This window comes from Methanomassiliicoccus sp. (assembly GCA_012719175.1).
Classification (GTDB): Archaea; Thermoplasmatota; Thermoplasmata; order Methanomassiliicoccales; family Methanomassiliicoccaceae; genus UBA6.
On record JAAYAX010000006.1, the window covers coordinates 1 to 19,492 of the forward strand.

Here is a 19,492-nt window from a genome sequence, read left to right on the forward strand (position 1 = left end):
TCGAGGGACATCTGCACCCTTCAACCACACCGCCGAAGGGTGGTCCTGGACGATGACAGCGTGCGCATGGTCCGCTCGATGTCCCCCAGGTTGCTAAGCTCCATGGACAACCATGCGGTCAGGGCGGTCAAGGATGCTCTGGGGGACAGTGATATCCTTTTCCTGTTCACTGGTCTAGGAGGGGAGACCGGTTCCCATCTGACGCCGGGCATAGCTCACTTCGCGCGTCGCCAGAGCGAACTGGTGGTGGTCTCCGCGGCCATGCCCTTCTCTGTGGAAGGGCCTTGCAGACGTGACACGGCCGAGAGGGCCCTCCCTGGCATAATCCAAGCTGCCCATGCCACCATAACATACCCGAACGACGGACTCCTGAAGCTGACCCCTAACCTGCCGCTGCGGCGAGCCTTCAGGGTCATGGACACCATAATGATGTTCCCAGCCATCGAGCTGGCCCAGGTCCTCACGCGGTCCGACCTAGCAACATTGCGAGGTGACCTCAGCTCGGTAAAAAATTTCCGTCTGGGGATAGGGGAAGGAGGGGGCATGAACGGTGAGGTGCAGGCGGTGACGGAGGCGTTCACTTCCCCTTGGTTCGATCAGCCGCTGGAAAAGGTGGCCTTGGCCATCCTCGTGGTCATCGGACGAGAGATCGACCAGTATACATTGAAGGCTGTCCTGGACCGCGTCGTTCCCAGGGTACCCAACGCTAAGATCCGATATGCCGGTCGGACCGATCCCGAGGCGGGGGACCGCGTACGGTTGATGCTACTTCTGGGATTCGCTCCCTGACCCCCCTTCGTCCAAAATATCCCGGGGAGCGTTAGCGAAGGTCACCAGCCCCCTTGCCTCCATGAAGTGCAGGCGGCCAGGCATGACCATGCAGTGCAGGGGCGGCCCCAGTTCCACGGTGAGTATCTCGTCAGGGTATCCCGCGAACAAAGCCTGATTCGGCGAGCCTACACGGGCGGCGGCACAGAACAAAGAATTGCTCTTTACCAGGCCGGAGCCTATCCTATCCTCCGCATCCATCAGCCACTGCATGGCCATAGGGGCGGTCATGTACCGGTTCTCCTCGGCCTTTATGTCCAGGAGGATAAGGGTGTGGAGCCCCCGGGAGTGGTTCTCCAGGATGTTCTCGTAGGGTGATGATGGCAGGAACCCCTGCTCCGGCAGGGGGATGGTGACCGTGCGGCCGAACTTGTATGGCTGCAGGCCAAGCGCGGCCGAGCAGGCGGTGAAGATGGACACACCGTTTATGAGGTCGGTGACTATCCCCTCCTCTACCGCACGGAGACGAAGGTCCAGGTGGGTGGTCGCGGACATGGGGTCCCCAGCAGTGATAAAGGCGACCTTGCGTTCCCTGGCCGCCTTGATTATAACGTCCTTCTCCTCCACATCCCCTCGCTTGAGGACGGTCACCTTCTTCCCGATGAAGGCCTCCACATCCCTATGCGAGGCATCGTTAAGCTTGGAAGTGTAGTACTCCGCATAGATCTCATCGCAGTTGCGCAAGGTGGTCAACGCCCTAACGCTCATGTCCTCGGCCCTGGACATCCCTAAACCGACAAATATCAATTCACCCATCGGAAACACCATATGCGCTCCACCTGTCTGAAGGCGCCGAGGGGAGAAGCCGAGTTCATACGTAAAAAGCTTTTAGCCGAAGGGCTGCTGGACATCTCCTTTCGCATCCGTAGGGAGGGGGACCACATCCTGTTCCCTGTGCTCTCGGAGGAGGCCTCCAAGCTGGGGTATGAGCTGGTAGAGGCCGATCTGGACGAAAGGGAGCTGATGACCTCGGACTACCGGGCCTATATGGTTGTGGACATAGGGATCAAGGAGAGGCTCCCCTCGGCCTTCGATATCATAGGCGATGTGGCGATAATCCGCCTGGACGACGACCTTACGGGGCTGGCGTCATCGGTGGGAGAAGCTCTTATGAAGACATTCCCCCGCCTTCGCACCGTGGCCCTGGACAAGGGAGTTAAAGGGAAGCTGCGGGTGCGGGACCTTCAGGTGGTCGCCGGGGAAGACGACACTGAGACCGTCCACACTGAGTACGGCATCAGGCTGGCCATCGATCCGGCGAAGGTGTACTTCAACCCCCGGCTATCCAACGAGCGATACCGCGTAGCCAGATTGGTAAGGGAGGGGGAGAGGGTCGTGGATATGTTCGCCGGGGCAGGTCCGTTCTCCATCATGATAGCCAAGCACGCACACCCGGAGGTGGTGTACGCCATGGACCTTAACCGCGATGCCGTGGAGTACCTGATCAGGAACGTGCAGCTGAACAAGGTCACGAACGTCGTCCCTCTGGAGGGGGACGCCCGTCAGCTGGTGTTCGATGTGCCCTGCGCCGATAGGATCATAATGAACCTGCCCCACTCCGCCCGGGACTTCTTCCACGATGCCCTCACCCGCCTAAAGATGGGAGGGGTGATACACCTCTACACCATATGCGAGCGCGAGGACATCGGCCCCATCCTTGAGCGCCTGGTAACAGAGGCCAGGGGCATGGGAGTGATCATAACGGTCCTGCGCTCGGAGGAGCTCAAGACCTACTCACCGTCGATGAGCGTCTTCTCCGCCGACATCGGCTTGGTGGACTGGTGCTAGCGTGACCCCCCGCTGTCCCTGGTAGTTGCCGCTCCTTTTCTCGTAGGTGAGCCTGGCCGGCGACATGAGGGTCTCGAAGACGATCTGAACGAACCTGCTGCCGATGGGCACTTCCACTGGTGCGGGGGACACGTTAACTGCCATGAACGTGAGGGTTCCATGGAACCCGGCGTCCACCTTTCCCAGGCCGGCAAGCAGTCCCTTCCTCATCCAGGACGTCCGCAGCCAGAGCTGGGCGCTGAGCGTGGGCGGCAGCTCCACCCGCTCCACGGTAGAGACGAAGAACATGGTCCCCGCCGGGATGACCGCCGTGCCCTCTCTCACCTCACCTCCCCCTGAGATCTTTATCTCTGATATCCTGAGGTCGTAGCCGTTGGGGGTGAGGGACTCTTCGGAGTAACCGTTTATCTTAAGCTCGCCATCGCGGAGACGGCCCAATATCTCATGATCGGGAAGGATGCACATATGGACGCAAATGGGCATTTCCCTTAATAATTGAACAGTCGTCTAGCGAATCTCAAGCTCGATTCAGTGTTAAAAATTAGGAGCCTCGTGTGCACTGTTATCACTCTTAATAACTAACCCCAACCTTTTTATAAGCACGAATTTCGGTCTTCGTTCAAGCGGGGGTTATGTCCCTTGGACTGCCGCCATTCAGTTACCTCCTCTTGTCAACGGATCCCCCGCCATTATTTCTCCTACTCTCTCATGAGCTTGTATTGCCCTCTTTCAACTGGCCAATGAAAAAACAGCTAGAACAGAATCTTATATCCCTTCCGTGTTACCGAAAGGCACACAGGCGATGTATTTGAGATTTGAAACGCACAAGGTCGTAAACAGCAGGATCGGTGAGGTTGATTTCGACCATCTGAGCTTCGGAGAGACGTTCTCCGATCACATGTTCCAGATGGACTATGCCAACGATGAGTGGCAGGTACCGAAAATCGTACCCTTCGGAAAGTTCGAGATCCTGCCATCCTTGTCCGCACTTCACTATGGACAGAGCGTCTTCGAGGGCCTGAAGGCCTTCCGCGATCACAGAGGCGGGGTCAATATCTTCCGCCCGGACAAGCACTCTGAGAGGATGCTGCACTCCTCTGATCGGCTGTGCATCCCCCGCGTCGAGAAGGACCTGTTCAATGGAGCGGTGGAGGCCCTGGTCACTCTGGATAAGGAGTGGATACCCAGCAAGAAGGGGACAGCCCTGTACATTCGTCCATTCACTTTCGCCACCGAGGATTACATCGGCGTCCGGGTCTCGGAGAAGTACACCTTCTTCATCATCACCGGCCCGGTCGGTGCCTACTACAAAGAAGGCTTCAATCCTGTCAGCCTGATGACCTCCGGGGAGTTCGTCCGAGCCGTCCGCGGAGGGCTGGGCGAGGCCAAGACCGCGGCCAACTATGCTGCCTCTCTGCTGCCTGCCTACGAGGCCAAGAAGAGAGGCTACTCGCAGGTGCTGTGGCTCGATGGAGTCCATGAGAAGTACATCGATGAGGTGGGGACCATGAACATATGCTTCTACAAGGACGGGACCCTCATTACACCTCCCCTTGAAGGCACGATCCTCGCCGGGGTCACCAGGGACAGTGTGCTGCAGCTTGCCCGGCACTGGGGCATCAAGGTCGAAGAGAGGCGGATCAGCATCGATGAGGTCATGGCCTCGATCAAGGACGGCAGCATGACCGAGATATTCGGAACGGGAACTGCCGCCGTAATATCTCCGGTGGGAGAGCTGTTCCACAAGGGAGAGACTGTCACCATTAACGATAACAGGACTGGCCCCTTGGCCAAGAGGCTCTTCGACGAGATCACCGGCATCCAGGTCGGCGAGAGACCGGACCCCTTCGGGTGGGTCCACCACCTCGATATCTAAACCCCTTCCCCCAGTTTTTCATTCTAAGAACGTCGATACATCCAACTCTCGGAAAGACCTTATATGCCCACCATTATCTACTCAATGTTGGATGAATCATCCAACTATGGAAGAGTATCGTTCTAGGGTGATTATATGGGGTCAGGAAACAGGAAGATGATCGCCATTGCACTGGTGGCCGTTCTCGTAGTGGCCGTGGTGGCAGTGGTGGCATTGAGCCAGAACAATAACTCAGCGTCGCAGACGGCCACCGTCCTGGATGCTTCGGGTACGAACGTCACATTGAGCGCGTCTCCTCAGAGGATAGTGTCCTGCGCGCCGGACATATCGGAGATCGTGGCGGCTATGGACCTCACGGATAAGCTGGTGGCGGTCACGGACTACTGCGACTACCCTCAAGAGGTCAAAACCCTTCGCGATGCGGGCAAGACCATCGGTGGCTTCTACACTCCCAGCTATGAAAAGGTCATATCCTACAACCCTGACCTGGTCATAGTGAGCAACAGCGTTCAGACCCAGACGGATATGGCGATCCAGCTCCGATCTTCTGGATATACGGTGCTCATAGTGAACGCAGCCACCAACATATCAATGGTCTACGACAACATCGAGATGATCGGGAAGCTTGTGGGCCTTGAGTCCAAAGCCAACGATCTGGTGGAGGACATGCAGTCCCGGATAAACTCCGTCAGCGCAGGCATTAGTGGTGAGGACAAGCCGTCGATCATGTTCGTTACCTATGCCGAGGCAGGATTCACCAACGTATGGCCAGCGGGCGGAGGGACGGCGATCGGTGAGATCATCGACCTGGCTGGAGGGGACAACGTGTTCGCGGAAATGAGCGGCTTTGAGATGGCCTCGGAGGAGGTCCTGAAGAGCAAGGCATCCACTGTGGACTACATCTTCATGACCATCATGTACTCCCCTGAAACGCCTGAGAACACCAGTGCCTGGTTCAAGAGTGACTCCCTCTGGAAGGAGAGTCCTGCGGCAAAGAATAATAACATATACTTCTTGACCGGGGAAAGCGAGAACATCTTCAACCGAGAGTCGGTGAGGACGGTCGATGCGGTCCAGCTACTGGCTGAGATAATGCATCCGGATAAGTTCAGCGGCGAGGTGCCCCACTCCACCGATGGCGTGAACGTCATCGGCGATGATTACGTGGACTACCTCCCCTCCGGGACCGCGTCCCAGTTCACCCCCGCCGTCTTGGTGGCGAGTTGGCGCGAGTAAGGCACCGGGGTAAAATCAATGGAAGGTTCGATCGTCCAGAAGTCGAAAGCAAAGCTAGTGTTAGTGCTGGTCATCGGCCTTCTTTCCCTTTTTCTCCTCCTGATGATCTCGTGGTCAATGGGAGCGGTGGATATCGATTTCTCGACGGTCATTAACAGCATGATCTCCATCATCACCAACTTCGGCCCCGCCGAGGGTGATGCCTCCCAGCAGATCGTGTGGTCAAGAATGGTCCGCAGCGTGGCGGTCATGGGCGTGGGCATAGGCCTCTCCGTGTCCGGCGTGGTGATGCAGGCACTTATCCGCAACCCCTTGGTCGACCCTTACATCACCGGCGTTTCCTCTGGTGCCGCCCTGGGTGCCATCCTTTCCATACTGGCAGGCATATCCATCGTTTCGCTTGCGGAGTTCACGACCCCCGTGGCCGCGCTCATCGGGGCCCTGGTGGCGTTCTTCATCACTATGACCCTGGCCGAATCCGCGGGAGGGCGCTCGGTAAACTTTGTACTGAGCGGCATGATCATAGGCATCGCCATATCCTCCATCACCACCGTCCTCATAGTGTCCAGCGACGACAACCGGCTGCATGGGGCGTTGTTCTGGCTCTACGGCTCGTTCGCCTATATGTCCTGGACCAAGGCCCTCATCATCATCGTCCCCATCCTCATATTATCAATGGTATTCCTACTGTATGCCAGGGAGTTCAACGTCATCCTTCTGGGGGACGAGCACGCCAAGCATCTGGGCCTGGACGTGAGGCTATTTAAGCGCATCACCATCCTGGTGGTCTCGGTGCTCACGGCCATATCTGTGGCCTTCTCCGGGATAATAGGCTTCCTGGGGCTCATCGTTCCCCATACTTCCCGTATGCTCGTGGGAGGCGATCACAGGCTGCTGATACCAACCTCTATGATCTTAGGAGCCAACGTGCTCCTTGCAGCGGACATATTCTCTCGCCTGGCGGTGCGGCCCAACGAGCTGCCTATAGGGGCGGTCATATCCCTCATCGGTGCGCCGTTCTTCGTTTATCTCATGATTAAGAGGGGGAAAGAATATGGCGGATGACCCGCAGATATCAATTAAGATCGAAGGTGTCCAGTTCGGCTATAACGGCACTGAGGTCCTGAGAGGAGTGGAGTTCGAAGGGAATAGGGGAGAGTTCATCGGCCTTATCGGCCCCAACGGCTCTGGAAAGAGCACCTTGCTTCGCCTGATCAACGGCATCCTTCGCCCCAGAGTAGGGACTATTATGATGGAGGGCAAGGACCTCACCAAGATGAAGATCGAGGAGATCGCCAAGGTCTGCGCCAACGTCCCCACCGAGTTCAGCGAGGACTTCAATATGTCCGTGCAGGAACTCGTCTTCCTGGGGCGGTATCCATTCGCTCAAGGACTGTGGTGGGACAACAAGGAGGACGAGAGCATGGTGGTGGAAGCCATGGAGAAGTTCGGTGTCTATCACCTCCGAGACAGGAGATTCTCCGAGCTCTCATCCGGTGAGGCACAAAGGGTTCTCCTGGCCAAAGCCGTCGTGCAGTGCCCCAGGGTCATGCTGGTGGACGAGCCCTCGGCGCACCTCGACCTCAGGTACAAGCTGGAGATAATGGAACACCTCCGGGACATGCTGAGCGGAAACGTCACGATAGTCATCGCCTCCCACGACCTCAACCTTCTGGCCAAGTACTGTGACAAGGTCATGATATTGTCCAAGGGCAAGATAGTGGCCTTCGGACGGCCGGAGGAGGTCATAACCTCAGAGATGGTAGAGCAGGTCTATGGTGTGGAGGTGGCGATCTTCAACGATGGGGACAGCATATATGCCATACCCCGCAGGACCCGACGGAAGGAGGATGGCCGATGAGCCTTGAGGACCGAGTGCGCACGGAGGTCCTGGGCATGCTACGGCCAAAGCACGGTGGCGATGTGTGGGGACGACTGGAGGTCAGGGACTTCAGCTCCAACGTCAATCCCCTAGGCCCTCCCGAGCGTTTGAACGATTACATCCAGGAAGCGGCTAGTGATATGGTCAATTATCCTGACGATCACTGCAAGGACCTTAAAGAGGCGATCTCCCAGAGATATGCGCTTCCTGCAGCGAACATAGTTGTCGGCGCGGGCTCGGCCGAGCTCATCAGGCTGTTCCCTGAGGTTTTCGTCAAGCCAGGGGACAAGGTCATCATGCCTCGCCCTACGTTCTCCGAGTACGGCTTCGCCTGCCAGCTCATGGGCGCCAAGTTCGCGGACGTTCCCCTGCCGGAGGACGATGGCTTCCACCCGGATATCTCCGGGTTCATAGATGCCATGGTACCGGGCACCAAGGCGATCTACGTGTGCAATCCCAACAACCCCACCGCTCGGATGCTCACCCGCAAGGAGGTCATGGAGGTCGTCAAAGAGGCGGGACGCCGGGACATAATGGTGTTCCTGGACGAGACCCTCCTGGAGCTCTCCGAAAAGGATAGCGAGGTCACCTGCGTGGGGGAGGTGGCCGCCAACGACAACATGTTCATCATCAGGTCCTTCACAAAATCGTTCGCCATGCCCGGGCTTCGTGTGGGCTACGGCTTCGGAAGCAAGGACGTCGTCCGCTACATGGACGCCGCCCGGCTGTCCTGGAACCTGGGAACGATCGAGCAGAGGGTGGCCACAAAGCTCATGACCAACGAGCAGGAGCATGTGCGCAATGCTATCCGCCTCCTTTTGGACGAGAAGCAGAGGATGCGCGATGGGATATCGCACATCCTCAAGCGCAGGATCCGTATGCCTGATTCATACTTCTTCTTCCATCCCCTGAGGCCTCTGGGGATCACCTCCCCGAAGTTCAAGGAGATGATGCTTACCCATAACGTCCTGGTCCGCGACTGCTCCTCCTTCGGCCCTCCTGGCCAATCTTACTCGCGCTTCTGCGTGAAGACCAGGGAGAGCGACGATGAGTTCTTGGAGGCGCTGAAGGCCACGGTAGAGGAACTACATTCAGGAAGGTAGTCGTGTGGACCTCTGGCTTTACGCTATCATCATTCCGCTAGTGGCGTTGGTCATCGATCTGGCGTTGGGAGAGCCACCTAATCGCGTCCACCCCGTGGTGTGGATGGGTAGGTTGATAGGGGCGCTCGACGGCCTGGTCAAGAGGGATGAGCCCCGCCGAACACGAAAGGAAAGGGCGCTGGGCGTTCTCGTGATCTTGATACCCATCCTTGTCTTCGTCCTCGGTTTCACTATCATTCTCGCCTTGACGCGTTGGTGGCTGGGGATGTTGGTGTGGGCCGCCGCCTGTGCGATAATCTTCAAGACGCTCTTCGCCATCCGCGCGCTGGAGACCCATACCGCACCCATGGTGGACGATCTCATGAGGGACGATCTGGACGCCGCGCGAAAGAAAGCGTCCATGGTGGTATCGCGGGATGTGAACAAGCTCGATCGTGCCCATGTCATCTCCTGTGCAGCGGAGACGGTGTCCGAGAACCTTGTGGACTCTGTCCTCTCACCCATGTTCTACTTCGGCCTCGCCGGGATACCCGGGGCCGCGTTCCTGAGGGTCGCCAACACCGGGGACGGAATGATAGGCTATCTCAGTGAGAAGCATCGGTACGTTGGCTGGTTCACAGCCCGCCTGGATGATTGCGCGCACTACCTGGTCGCCCGCCTCTCCGTCCCCTTCATCATGCTTTCCCTCGCCCTGCTCAGGAAGGATTGGCGGAACGCCTGGCGCACCGCTTTACGCGATCACCACCAGACCAGCAGCCCCAACAAGGGATGGCCCATGGCCTCGGTCGCTGGGGGCCTCCATGTGAGGTTCGAGAAGGTGGGGTACTACAACATGGGAGATGGAGAGGTGTCCCTTGATCCCCTGGTCATAAGGGACACCATCAGAGTGATGAAGTTGACGGCGGTGATCTTCTTCGTCCTGATCATGCTCCCCCTTTTCACATTCGTAGGTATACACGTCCAGCTGTACCTTGAGGACGTCCTCTTAGGTATGCTGGGCCTGAGGTGAGGTGCAAATATGTCGGATTTCGATGTTGGGATAGAGATGGGCGAATATCAGGACAGACCAGTGGCCATCGTGCACCTGCCGTCAAGGTTCAAGGTGCTCAGCTCCACCCTCATGGGCGGCGGCTTCATGGAGACGGACACCATCTTCATCCTGGAGGTCAAGATGGGCTACGACAACAACCACCCGGAGGAGGACCTCTTGAACGTGTGCACCAAGTACGGCCTTCCGAATGACAGCGTGGGCTTCATGACCGCCGCCGACGTAGCGCGCGTCCTCACCGTGAAGAGGGACGAGCTCAACGGCAAGAAGGTCATTGCCATAGTCACCGCTGGAGTGACCAACGCCGTCTATGCCGGGGAGAGGCTCCCCCAGGAGATCATCGACCTCCTGCCCAAGCATGTGGCCGGGACCATAAACATCATCGCCCTCCTGGACTCCCCTATAGAGTGTGGGGGTCTGGCAGGCGCTTTCATAACCGTGACCGAGGCCAAGAGCGCGGCACTGATGGACATGAACGTCAAGGGCACAGGGACCACCAGCGATGCCGTGGCCGTGGCCTGTCCCCTGGGAGAGGGGGACTTTTACTGCGGGCCGGCCACCGATGCCGGGATGATCATGGCCCGAACGGTGAGGGAGGCGGTCGCCGATTCCGTCCGCAAGTGGAACAAGAACGGTGGTCCCAGGGACTTCGGGTACCGCCTGGATGAGCTGGGCATCGGTCCGGATGAATTGTGGGAGGCGGCCCTCGCCCTTTATGTCCCGGACCCTTCCTGGGACACTGAGGCCTTGAAACAGATGTTCCTCAAGCACCTGACCGTTCTGCGGAAGGACATCAACGTCAACGCCATGATGTACGCCGCCTTCGCCCTGGAGGAAAAGGGCAACCGGGACGACCTGTACGGCCTGGACCGGGGACGGTTCCGCGAGGACCCCGTGCACCTGGTGGCGGACGAGCTGCTGGGGATAGCCCTCGCACAGTATATCGCCGGCACCAAAGGTCTCTTCGAGTACATACGCTATGACAAGAAGAAGCCGGGGATCCTCGGGGTCCTAGGACCTTTCCACGATGACATCGTCGCCTCGCTCATCGGGTCCATCATGTCCAGGATCTACACCGAGCTGCTGGAGGGTGAGGACAAATTAGGTTCCTAGGCGCCATCAAAGCGCAGTTCTCGCTGTTCACGGTCATTCCCGTGAACGTCGATATGGAGGACGTGGACCAGCTGTCGCACCACTTCTGGCTAACCCCCATCATCGGCCTTTTCTACGGAGTGATCGCCGGAGGCCTGTTCCTGCTCCTGACCCGCGTCCTGGACAGCCTGGTGTCAGCGACCCTGGTGATCCTGGTGATGCACGGCCTGAACAGGTTCCTGCACTTCGATGGCCTCATCGATCTAGGGGACGGGCTGATAGCCACAGGACCGCACGAGAAGAAGCTGGCGGCCATGAAGGACACCAGGGTGGGGGCCGGGGGCGTTGGCTTCGGAATAATGTTCACCATTCTCACCATCGCTGCCCTCACGTCCGTCGGTCGGGAGGGGGACTACGCTATCTTCTTCCTGCCGCTGGCCATGGAGGTCCTGGGCAAGAACGCCCTGGTCACGGTGGCCGCTCTGGGCACGTCCCGCGAGGGGCTGGGGAGCCCGTTCGTGCGCAACTGCCGGAAGGGCCATGCCGCCCTGTCCTCAGGCCTGTCGTTCGTCCTCCTATCTCTGTTCATCCCCCTCCTGTACCCGTGGTTAGGGCTTTTCTCAATTACCCTGATCACCCTGATGGTCCTCACCAGCGTCGTCGCCGGAGCCCTAGTTGCCGCCAAGGCGCATGGCAGCTTCGGCTGCGTCAACGGGGATATAATGGGAGCCACAAACGAGCTGGCCAAGCCTGCTGTAGTCATAGTGGGGATATTAGGGGTGATGCTGTTCCTGTCGATGTGATCGTGACCGCGGGGGGGAAGGGCAGTAGGATCAAGCAGATGGAGGGCGAGAAGCCCCTCATCCCCGTCCTTGGCATACCCATGATCGATAGGGTGCTGGAAGCGGTCATGGCCTCGAGCGGAGTAGGAGCGGTGCTCGTCTCCATCACCTCGAACACCCCTCGGACGGAGGAGCATCTGCGTAAGAGAGGGATCGATGTCATCATCACTGACGGCAGAGGGTACAGTGAGGACCTCAACCAGGCGATGAGCGGACTGGCCACCGACCAGGTCATGGTGTTGCCAGCAGATATGCCCCTGATCCGCCCGGAGACCATTGAAGAGGTGCTGCGACAGGCCGAAGGGATGAAGGTAGGTTCCTTCTGCGTAACAGTTCCCGTGGAACTGATGAGGGCCTTGGGCCTCAACCTTACGTACTCGCTGACGGTGGACGGTCGCGAGGTGGTCCTGTGCGGGGTCTCGGTCGTGGACCGCAAGGCCATGCTCACCGGGCTGGAGCTGGAGCAGTCCTACATGATCTCAGAGTCGGAGGAGCTGGCTCTCAACGTGAACACCGTCGGTGACCTGCGGCGGGCGGAGATGGTGCTCACCCGTCGCTTGGCCCCCTGAATTGATGGCGTTCAGATCAAGAATAGACCCTTCTTTTCGGCGATCTCCAGAACCCTCCTGTGCTCTCCGAGGGAGACCGTTTCCCGAAGCTCCGGGTAACTCCATGCATGGTGTGCAGGGCGGTATTGAGCCATGATATTTACGGCAGCTCCTGGCATGTTATCCGCGAGCCAATCAACAACCGGAAGGGTGCAGCACTCCAGGTGGTGGGGGAGCATGAGATGACGAACGATGACCTCGCCCTGAGCGGCGGCCATAATATGGTTGCGGGTGACCGTGCTCATGTAGCACGGAGCATCTGAAAGCCTCAGAGCACAGGCATCGTTGCCGAACTTCAGGTCCGTGAGGTAGATATCCATGCACCCGTCCAGCAGGGATAGGGCAGGCTTTGTCAGGTACATGTTGGAGTTCCACACCTGGGCGATATTGGCATGGGAACGCGAGAGGACGTCCAGTATGTAGGGGAGATGGGGCGTGGGGTCACCTCCCACCCAGTTTACGTTCTTCACATCCTCATGGGCGTGAGCTGTGTATCCAGTTCCTTTGGGACGGGCCAGCCTGCTCAGCAGGGCCGCCATATCCTCAGCGGGATAGATGAGTCCAGCGTCGGGACGGGTGCTGATGTCGTAGTTCTGGCAGAAAACGCAGCGTAGATTGCACCCTGAGAAGAACACCGTGTAGGAGGGGACCAGAGGTTCCTCCTCACCCATGTGCACGAAGTGGCTGGACACACGGCTCTCCATGACACCGCATCGCCCCGGGGTGAGGGACCGGTCCGTTCCGCAGCGATGCTCGCACAAGCAGCATTCCCGGACCAGGTCCCTGGCGATCGACACTTTGAGGTCCATGAGGTTGGGTGTGACCGTCCGGGGCGGTTCCCTGCGGCCGATGACCTCCCGAAGCATCTCCATCTTCACATGGTGGAGGTCCCATTTCTCCGCGAGCGGTAGGCGTTCCTTGAACTCGACCGGAACGGATCGAGCCAGCAAGTACCGGGCGGAGGACGTTCCGTGAAGTATCTCCTCGTATCGTCCCAGTGAAGACGTCAACACGGTCCTTTACCATTGGTCATCTAGGACATAAATCGTACCGCCGTCACTTCGGTCGAAATGTAAGAACGGTTCCGGCGGCCTCAGCGCCGGGAGACCAACCTTGCGTAGTTCTTCTCGATCTCGTCGAGCATGGTGCGGGCGGTGATCTTGCCCTCGCTCTGGGCGATGGCTGCGATGGTGGAGCCACCGGCTCCCACGCCCTCTTTGACCAGGCCGGTCTCGTAGATCTTCAGCCCATCGTAGCGGGAGGTGGAGAAGTTGAGGTTGGCGGATAGGATGGGCACCTTTCCTATCTGTGAGACCAGGTCCTTCAGGTCGGAGGTGTTGTCCTTCATGATCCACCTGGTGGTCCCCAGGGCCACGTTCTTGAGGACGGAGCTGTCCATGCCCTTGACGACCGCCAGGACGGCGGCCATCTGGGTCCCTCCGGCCATGATGACGGGGACCGACTCCGCCGCCCCTACCACCAGGCCAGCTGCGGGCGCCATCATGGGGTCGCCCACCGCCTCTATGGCGGCCATGGGATCGTTCTTGAAACCGTCCTTGCCCATCCCGTTGGCCATCAGACCTTCCTGCACGACCTGGTTCTTCAGGGAGTGGGGGTTCGCCGGAAGGGTGCTGGAGACCTTCCCCGTGGCATCATACCCCAACGCGGTGAGAACGCCTAGGGCGGTAGTGGTGCCACCAGGTATGGACTCGGCCACCACGAGATAGTCACTGATCTTGGCGAGGTTCCTTCCGGCCAGAACGGCGCGGTCAAAGCTCTTCTCGGGGTCCTTCACCGCCCGGCCGGTCCTGATATCCTCGCCAGGCGACCCGTCCACATCGAAGTACGGGATATGGGGGCGGACCTTCAGGCCGCCGTTGACCACGAAGATGGGCATGGACGTCAGCTTGATGGCAGACATGGCCACTATGCCGGGCGTGGGGATCCCATCAGGCGTGACCGGTACGCCGTCCATGCATTTGCACTTGCCAAAGAACAAAAGTTCCATGTCCGCGGCCGGGGTGAAATCGCAGGCCTCCGGATTGGCTCCCGCGGCCGACAGGCCAGGGATCTTCGCGGTCTCGGTGTTGCCGATCACGCAGGCATATGTCGGCCTTTTGCCCCATATGTGCTCCAGGAACTTCCTGCCCATCTCCTCTTCCAAGCCTATGGCGATATCCTCTGGCACCTTGAACGACATAATCTCACCTCATCATCTACATGTTGGACAATACATCCAACCGAAGGAATAGGACCTATTAAACGATGTCGTTAGACTACTTGCCGACGAGAGAGCATAGCAGCCTATTAAGCGGCTGGTACTTTTCCGTCTTCTCGCAGAAGCGGACGGTCCGGCGGTCGGGCACGGTCACTACCCCGGCAGCGTAAGGGGTCTTCATGAGGATGTGCTGACCAGTGACGGAGGATGTTCCGTGGTCAATGACGAAGGCCACTCTATGCCCCATCATGCGCTCCACGTTCTCCAGCAGGATGTCATCGACCTCCTTCAGCAGCGATACCTTCTGGTCCGGGGCGCGGCGATGGGATATGTCATCCGTCTCCTCCACGTGCATGAACACATTGGACGTCTTCAGAAGCCGGAACGATTCCTGGAACCCGCTCCACATGTTGTCCACGACCCTGCGGCGCATGTTGAGGACGCCTGCCACCCCCAGGGCCGAGGGGCTCTGAGACACGACCACCATGTCCTTGGCCGGCGGCAGCGGCTTGGTATCTCCCCCGTCTAGCATGGAGCCTCCTCCCCAGGGCATGACCGTGAGGCCGTCGAGGTCCTTGGCGGTGCGGTTGATGAAGGCCTCGAACTCGCCCAGCTTGACGCCGTTATCTACGACCGGTGCCGGTGGGCTGGGGAAGGCCTGCACATGATCGGTGTCCAGGGTCATCACTCCCCGGCCGTCCTCGTAGAAGTACAGGCGGGGGTTGAGGTCGGTCAGCAGGTCGAGGTTGCTTATCATCGCCTTCTGGAGACTTTCATGCATGTCCCTGGAAACTCTGTAGGCCCACTCGAAGCTGCCTCCCTTCATGTGTATGGGGGAGAACCGGTAGGCCACCTGATGCGACTCCACTGGCACGCCGAGTCCGACCGCCTCTATGAGCCCACGGGGGATGTTGAGCGGCTTGCCGGAGAAGAATTCCAAGAGGAAGAGATGTGTGTAACCCTTACCGTCCGTGCATCCGAAGTCACCGCTGGTGGCGATGCCGTCGATGAACCTCTTGTCGAAGCTCTCCAGAGGGGTGAGCCCACCCAACTCTGGGATCTTATCGTCAGCCGCCCCGTCCAAGAGGATTACCAAAGTGTTCACGATATATCTCCGTCCTAGGGTTTTGAACCCAAATAATGAGTTCGGCTAATAAGTCTTCGCTATCTATTCGATGGGCGGCAATCTTCTTGTTCGTGCATTCGCGAAATCCGGTTATACGAACGTGAACTGGATGAACTGATGGCTGTTCGGGACCCTCACCGTGAAGATTGTGGTGCATGGGAACAGAGAAGGTTAATTACTATCAGCCCTTTAAGGGGGACGACAAGGGAATGCGGAAGGACGGAAGCACGACCAGAGGGTGGTCGTGATGCGCTCATCGCACATTGGGCAACCTGGGTCAGCAGAACGGAAGGACCGGAAATGATGTCAGTCCCTCCTGCTGCGGCGGATGCCCGCCATGTTGTGAGGCCGCACCATAAGCCCTCGGCACTGTCCGTCCAAGTAACATCAGATGGTACTGGCAAGGACCGGTGGGGCGGCGTATCCCCTTGTCACGTTTATAGAAATATCCGCCCTGCCGGTCCCCAGAAATGCTGGATGCATACCAGGAGATCTATTGATAATATTATTATATATTATTCCAATGAATCTTGATTGAGTTCCCAGTGATTCGAACAAATCGTAATTGATAACCACGAACGAACGTAGTTAAGGTCTGTGACCAAAATCACCCCCGCAAGACCACGAGGGGTTGCTTATTTGATGAACATAACTTTCGATGAGTTCCTGGCCCTGGCAAGGAAGTATCAGTCCATGGGCTGCTCAGCTCAGAACCTGCTCGATGATATCCGCCATGGGACCTACAGGGTCCAGGACGGAGTGCGGCTGAAGCAGCTGTACGAGTTCCTCCTGGAGATGCAGCGCATACAGGACGACCAGAGCGATGTCCAGGGCATCATCAACACGGTGGCCAACTGCCTTGCGGAGTATCAGGACGAGGAGGAGGAGAGGATCGTCGCCGAGAAGTGGGTCCCGGAGAAAGGGTTCCCCGGGGCTACCCTGTGGTTACAGCGCGAGGATGAGAAATGGACCATAGCTCCCTCGCCCAAGGAGGGGGCCTGCCTCGGCAAGTGCGTCAAGGACCTGGGCTCCACAAAATGGTTCGAAAGGCCTTTGCCCCTGCTGGTCGATCAGATCCGCTAGGCCATCAGCTTACTCTCTTCAAGGCGATGGCGCACTGCCCGCTGGCGATCCCCCCATCGCCGTTGGGCAGCCTGTTCGGGCAGATGAACCTCAGGCCCTGCTCTTTTACCATATCGTCTACCAGCGAGCATACCACGCCGTTGTAGGAGACGCCCCCGGTGAGGCCGATGGCATCGATGCCCTTGCTAATGGCCTCGTCCACCGCGGCGTCCACCAAGGACCTCAGGGCGGAGGCCACGAAGGTCACCGCCAGGTCCTCCCGCGAGCCCTTCATCTCCCTCAGCTGCTGGAACATGGGCACGGTCATGACCACGCCCCCGGTCCTCTCCGCCACCAGGCCTGAGAGGACCTTCCCTCTCTCCAGAAGGGTCTCCAGCTTCATGGCCGGTTCCCCATCGTACGTCCTTTTCTGGCAAACTCCGAAGTAGCAGGACAAGGCGTCCAGAAGGCGGCCGAATCCGCTGCTGGTAACGCTCTGGGCCATGATCTTCCGCAGCACCGCCGCCTCCGCATCCGTGAAGTACTCCCCTGGTCTGCCAGCCATCTCGTCCAGGGCGAACACCAGCCGTCGAGGGTCGCGGACCGCCTTCTCCCCGCCCAACAGTGGTATGGGCTGGAGGTGGGCGATGCGGTCGAAGGAAGTGAGGTCCGCACGCAGCACCTCCCCTCCCCACGCCTGGCCGTCCGCTCCGTAACCGGTCCCGTCCAGGGTAAGGGCCACGATATCTTCCTCTCCCGATTCCACCAGCAGGGCGGCTGCATGGGCCCAGTGATGCTGTACCTCCATCAGCTCCGCCCCTTCGCGTAACGCCAGCATCTTCCCCAGCTTACGGTTGGAGTAACCGGGGTGTAGGTCCACCGCCACCGCTTGAGGATGGTCCACTCCCAGCAGCCTTCGGAAGTGCTCAACTGCCGACTCCAGGAAATCGATGACCCTCATGGAGTCCCCATCCCCGACATACTGGGTGTTGAACATCCGCCCATCCTTGGCCACCGCTCCACAGAGGTTCTCCTGCGCCCCCAGACCTATGGCCTGACCTTTCAGAGGTATGTCCAGCGAGGAGGGTATGTGCCCGCGGGATCGGCGTATGAAGAAGGTCCGGTCCTTGTACGTCCGGACCACCGAATCGTCGCAACGGTTGATGATCTCCCGATCATGCATCAGGTACAGCTCCGCTCCCAGGTCCAGGGCGTCGGTGTCACGGAGGACCATGGGCTCCCCCGGCGTGTTGGCCGAGGTCATGACCAGGGCGTCCTCCTGGAGGTAGTGGAACAGGAGGTGATGCATTCCGGTGTACGGCAAAAACATACCGATGGTGCTGAGGCCAGGGGCGAGCATCTCATTGGCGGGTCCCTCCCTCTTCAGCACCAGGACCACTGGCCGGTGGGTCGAGAGCAGAAGCCTCTCCTCGAATGGTGTGGGCATACCGTACCGACGGGCGGCCTCCAGGTCCCGGACCATGATGGCGAATGGCTTCTGGTCCCGGCGGTACCAGGTGCGCAGGTGCGGGATGGTGGGCAATGTCGAACAGATGTGCATGCCCCCCCAGCTCTTGGCGACGCCTATAGCCCCTTCGTGAAGCCTCTCCGCAAAGGCCTGGATGGGGTCCTCTCCATCAATGTGGTTCCCATCGCTGTCCAGCAGATAGTAGGAAGGGCCGCACCGGGGGCAGGATATCGTCTGGTGATGGAACCTTCTCTCCAAGGGGTCATCGTACTCGTTCCGGCACTCCGGGTCCATGGGGAAGTCCCTCATGGAGGTCTTGACCCTATCATACGGAAGGTCCTGGATTATTGTGAACCGAGCCCCGCAGTTGGTACAGTTCGTGAAGGGGTATAGGTACCTACGGTCCGCTGGATCGAACATATCCCGGAGGCAGTCTTCGCACACCGCCGTATCGTTAGGGATCCCCACGCCCTTCTCCCCGGTGGAGCTGGGAACGATCTTGAAACCTTCCCCCAACACCTCGCAGGGGGTCATCTCCACCGAGTCCAACCGCGCCAGGGGCGGTAACTCCTGCTGCAGACGCCGGACGAACTCCTCGGCCTCACGGTCCACCACGATGACGACGTTGGAACCGTTGTTCTGCACATGGCCACGTAATCCCATGGAGCTAGCGATCCGATAGACAGTGGGGCGGAATCCTACTCCCTGAACGATGCCATGGACAGTGATCTTCATCTCCTCATTCCAACTCTTTGAGGTTATATGACCTTTTGCCGATAACAGCTATATCTCCGGTATCTTATGGAGCATCAGTTTGGGGGATCCCATGGCGCATAGGAGCATCGTCAAGGAAGGATTGAGGTACACCGCTGACCACGAATGGGTCAAGATGGAGAATAGGAACGCACGTGTAGGCATAACCGATCATGCCCAGAACCAGCTGACAGAGATAGTGTTCATAGAGCTACCCCAGAAGGGTAAGCACTATCAGAGGGGTGAGGTCCTGGGTCAGCTGGAGAGCGTGAAGACCGTGGCCGCCGTGTATGCGCCGGTGAGCGGCGAGGTGACCGAGGTCAACACCGTGCTGGAGGAACAGACCCAGCTCATCAACGAATCCCCCTACGACGAGGGATGGATGGCCATCATTAGGATGGACGAGCCTGAGGCGGAGGTCCATCTCCTGGACGAGAGCGGTTACCGAAAGGTGATAGGGGATTAGGTTTCAGGCACCCCAGCCTTAGCCCGCGACCCGGTGGCCGGCCCCCCGGTCTTTTAAATACGGGCCATCCCGACGGCGTTGTTCGTTATTCAGGAG

General features: G+C 58.8%; 19 protein-coding genes. 13 read left to right on the forward strand and 6 right to left on the reverse strand.

Translation table 11 applies throughout. The annotated features are described in order from the left end of the window. The coding region (locus tag GXX95_05480; protein ID NLT37590.1) for a hypothetical protein at positions 1-789 on the forward strand (789 nt) is incomplete at its 5' end. On the opposite strand, the gene dph5 is transcribed toward GXX95_05480, so the two are convergent. After that, on the reverse strand, positions 766-1,584 hold the full coding sequence (gene dph5 / locus GXX95_05485; protein NLT37591.1) for a diphthine synthase: 819 nt from the start codon (positions 1,582-1,584) through the stop codon (positions 766-768). The genes GXX95_05480 and dph5 overlap by 24 nt on opposite strands. Positions 1,585-1,596: 12 nt before the next feature. Between dph5 and GXX95_05490 the strand changes: the two genes are divergently transcribed. Further along, positions 1,597-2,616: a class I SAM-dependent methyltransferase family protein gene (locus GXX95_05490; GenBank protein ID NLT37592.1), complete on the forward strand. Its 1,020-nt coding sequence runs from the start codon at positions 1,597-1,599 to the stop codon at positions 2,614-2,616. Here the strand turns inward: GXX95_05490 and dcd are convergent. Beyond that, a complete protein-coding gene (dcd, locus tag GXX95_05495; protein ID NLT37593.1) occupies positions 2,563-3,081 on the reverse strand; it encodes a dCTP deaminase in 519 nt (172 codons plus the stop codon). The two genes, GXX95_05490 and dcd, sit on opposite strands and share 54 nt — an antisense overlap. Before the next feature lie 337 nt (positions 3,082-3,418). On the opposite strand from dcd, the gene GXX95_05500 reads away from it, so the two are divergent. The 9 genes from GXX95_05500 (at position 3,419) to GXX95_05540 (ending at position 12,264) form a co-directional block, all read left to right on the forward strand. Next, positions 3,419-4,492 (forward strand): branched-chain amino acid aminotransferase, encoded by a 1,074-nt coding sequence (locus tag GXX95_05500; GenBank protein ID NLT37594.1) that lies wholly within the window; start codon positions 3,419-3,421, stop codon positions 4,490-4,492. Positions 4,493-4,627: 135 nt separating this feature from the next. Beyond that, positions 4,628-5,728, forward strand: coding sequence for an ABC transporter substrate-binding protein (locus tag GXX95_05505; GenBank protein NLT37595.1), 1,101 nt, complete (start codon positions 4,628-4,630; stop codon positions 5,726-5,728). Positions 5,729-5,746: 18 nt separating this feature from the next. Beyond that, the gene (locus GXX95_05510; protein NLT37596.1) at positions 5,747-6,793 is read left to right on the forward strand and encodes an iron ABC transporter permease; all 1,047 of its coding nucleotides are present in this window, start codon (positions 5,747-5,749) and stop codon (positions 6,791-6,793) included. After that, on the forward strand, positions 6,783-7,589 hold the full coding sequence (locus GXX95_05515; GenBank protein NLT37597.1) for an ABC transporter ATP-binding protein: 807 nt from the start codon (positions 6,783-6,785) through the stop codon (positions 7,587-7,589). Before GXX95_05510 ends, GXX95_05515 begins: the two co-directional genes overlap by 11 nt. Beyond that, positions 7,586-8,713 (forward strand): histidinol-phosphate aminotransferase family protein, encoded by a 1,128-nt coding sequence (locus GXX95_05520; protein ID NLT37598.1) that lies wholly within the window; start codon positions 7,586-7,588, stop codon positions 8,711-8,713. Before GXX95_05515 ends, GXX95_05520 begins: the two co-directional genes overlap by 4 nt. Before the next feature lie 4 nt (positions 8,714-8,717). After that, the gene (gene cobD / locus GXX95_05525) at positions 8,718-9,722 is read left to right on the forward strand and encodes a cobalamin biosynthesis protein CobD (GenBank protein ID NLT37599.1); all 1,005 of its coding nucleotides are present in this window, start codon (positions 8,718-8,720) and stop codon (positions 9,720-9,722) included. Between the two features lie 9 nt (positions 9,723-9,731). Continuing rightward, positions 9,732-10,874: a hypothetical protein gene (locus GXX95_05530; protein NLT37600.1), complete on the forward strand. Its 1,143-nt coding sequence runs from the start codon at positions 9,732-9,734 to the stop codon at positions 10,872-10,874. Beyond that, on the forward strand, positions 10,862-11,656 hold the full coding sequence (gene cobS, locus GXX95_05535; GenBank protein NLT37601.1) for an adenosylcobinamide-GDP ribazoletransferase: 795 nt from the start codon (positions 10,862-10,864) through the stop codon (positions 11,654-11,656). The genes GXX95_05530 and cobS overlap by 13 nt, the downstream gene beginning before the upstream one ends. A 2-nt stretch (positions 11,657-11,658) precedes the next feature. After that, positions 11,659-12,264, forward strand: a complete 606-nt coding sequence (locus GXX95_05540; GenBank protein ID NLT37602.1) for an NTP transferase domain-containing protein — start codon at positions 11,659-11,661, stop codon at positions 12,262-12,264. An 11-nt stretch (positions 12,265-12,275) separates the two neighbouring features. On the opposite strand, the gene GXX95_05545 is transcribed toward GXX95_05540, so the two are convergent. From GXX95_05545 to GXX95_05555, 3 genes are all read right to left on the reverse strand, one after another. Further along, positions 12,276-13,313, reverse strand: coding sequence for a radical SAM protein (locus tag GXX95_05545; protein ID NLT37603.1), 1,038 nt, complete (start codon positions 13,311-13,313; stop codon positions 12,276-12,278). Positions 13,314-13,396: 83 nt separating this feature from the next. Beyond that, the gene (locus tag GXX95_05550) at positions 13,397-14,503 is read right to left on the reverse strand and encodes a TIGR00303 family protein (GenBank protein NLT37604.1); all 1,107 of its coding nucleotides are present in this window, start codon (positions 14,501-14,503) and stop codon (positions 13,397-13,399) included. 76 nt (positions 14,504-14,579) lie between these two features. Then, on the reverse strand, positions 14,580-15,626 hold the full coding sequence (locus tag GXX95_05555; protein ID NLT37605.1) for a hypothetical protein: 1,047 nt from the start codon (positions 15,624-15,626) through the stop codon (positions 14,580-14,582). 660 nt (positions 15,627-16,286) lie between these two features. Here GXX95_05555 and GXX95_05560 point away from each other — a divergent pair. After that, positions 16,287-16,730 carry a hypothetical protein gene (locus GXX95_05560; GenBank protein ID NLT37606.1) on the forward strand — a complete coding sequence of 148 codons (444 nt, stop codon included), beginning with the start codon at positions 16,287-16,289 and terminating at the stop codon, positions 16,728-16,730. Positions 16,731-16,734: 4 nt separating this feature from the next. Here the strand turns inward: GXX95_05560 and hypF are convergent, their stop codons facing one another. Beyond that, the gene (gene hypF / locus GXX95_05565; GenBank protein NLT37607.1) at positions 16,735-18,912 is read right to left on the reverse strand and encodes a carbamoyltransferase HypF; all 2,178 of its coding nucleotides are present in this window, start codon (positions 18,910-18,912) and stop codon (positions 16,735-16,737) included. Positions 18,913-19,003: 91 nt separating this feature from the next. On the opposite strand from hypF, the gene gcvH reads away from it, so the two are divergent. Next, positions 19,004-19,396 (forward strand): glycine cleavage system protein GcvH, encoded by a 393-nt coding sequence (gene gcvH / locus GXX95_05570; protein ID NLT37608.1) that lies wholly within the window; start codon positions 19,004-19,006, stop codon positions 19,394-19,396. Positions 19,397-19,492: the final 96 nt, after the last annotated feature.

Coding starts and splice junctions, on each gene's coding strand:
- dph5 (NLT37591.1), bottom strand. CDS start 1,584: ATGGGTGAATTGATATTTGTCGGTTTAGGGATGTCCAGGGCCGAGGAC.
- GXX95_05490 (NLT37592.1), top strand. CDS start 1,597: ATGCGCTCCACCTGTCTGAAGGCGCCGAGGGGAGAAGCCGAGTTCATA.
- dcd (NLT37593.1), bottom strand. CDS start 3,081: ATGTGCATCCTTCCCGATCATGAGATATTGGGCCGTCTCCGCGATGGC.
- GXX95_05500 (NLT37594.1), top strand. CDS start 3,419: ATGTATTTGAGATTTGAAACGCACAAGGTCGTAAACAGCAGGATCGGT.
- GXX95_05505 (NLT37595.1), top strand. CDS start 4,628: ATGGGGTCAGGAAACAGGAAGATGATCGCCATTGCACTGGTGGCCGTT.
- GXX95_05510 (NLT37596.1), top strand. CDS start 5,747: ATGGAAGGTTCGATCGTCCAGAAGTCGAAAGCAAAGCTAGTGTTAGTG.
- GXX95_05515 (NLT37597.1), top strand. CDS start 6,783: ATGGCGGATGACCCGCAGATATCAATTAAGATCGAAGGTGTCCAGTTC.
- GXX95_05520 (NLT37598.1), top strand. CDS start 7,586: ATGAGCCTTGAGGACCGAGTGCGCACGGAGGTCCTGGGCATGCTACGG.
- GXX95_05530 (NLT37600.1), top strand. CDS start 9,732: ATGTCGGATTTCGATGTTGGGATAGAGATGGGCGAATATCAGGACAGA.
- GXX95_05550 (NLT37604.1), bottom strand. CDS start 14,503: ATGTCGTTCAAGGTGCCAGAGGATATCGCCATAGGCTTGGAAGAGGAG.
- hypF (NLT37607.1), bottom strand. CDS start 18,912: ATGAAGATCACTGTCCATGGCATCGTTCAGGGAGTAGGATTCCGCCCC.
- gcvH (NLT37608.1), top strand. CDS start 19,004: ATGGCGCATAGGAGCATCGTCAAGGAAGGATTGAGGTACACCGCTGAC.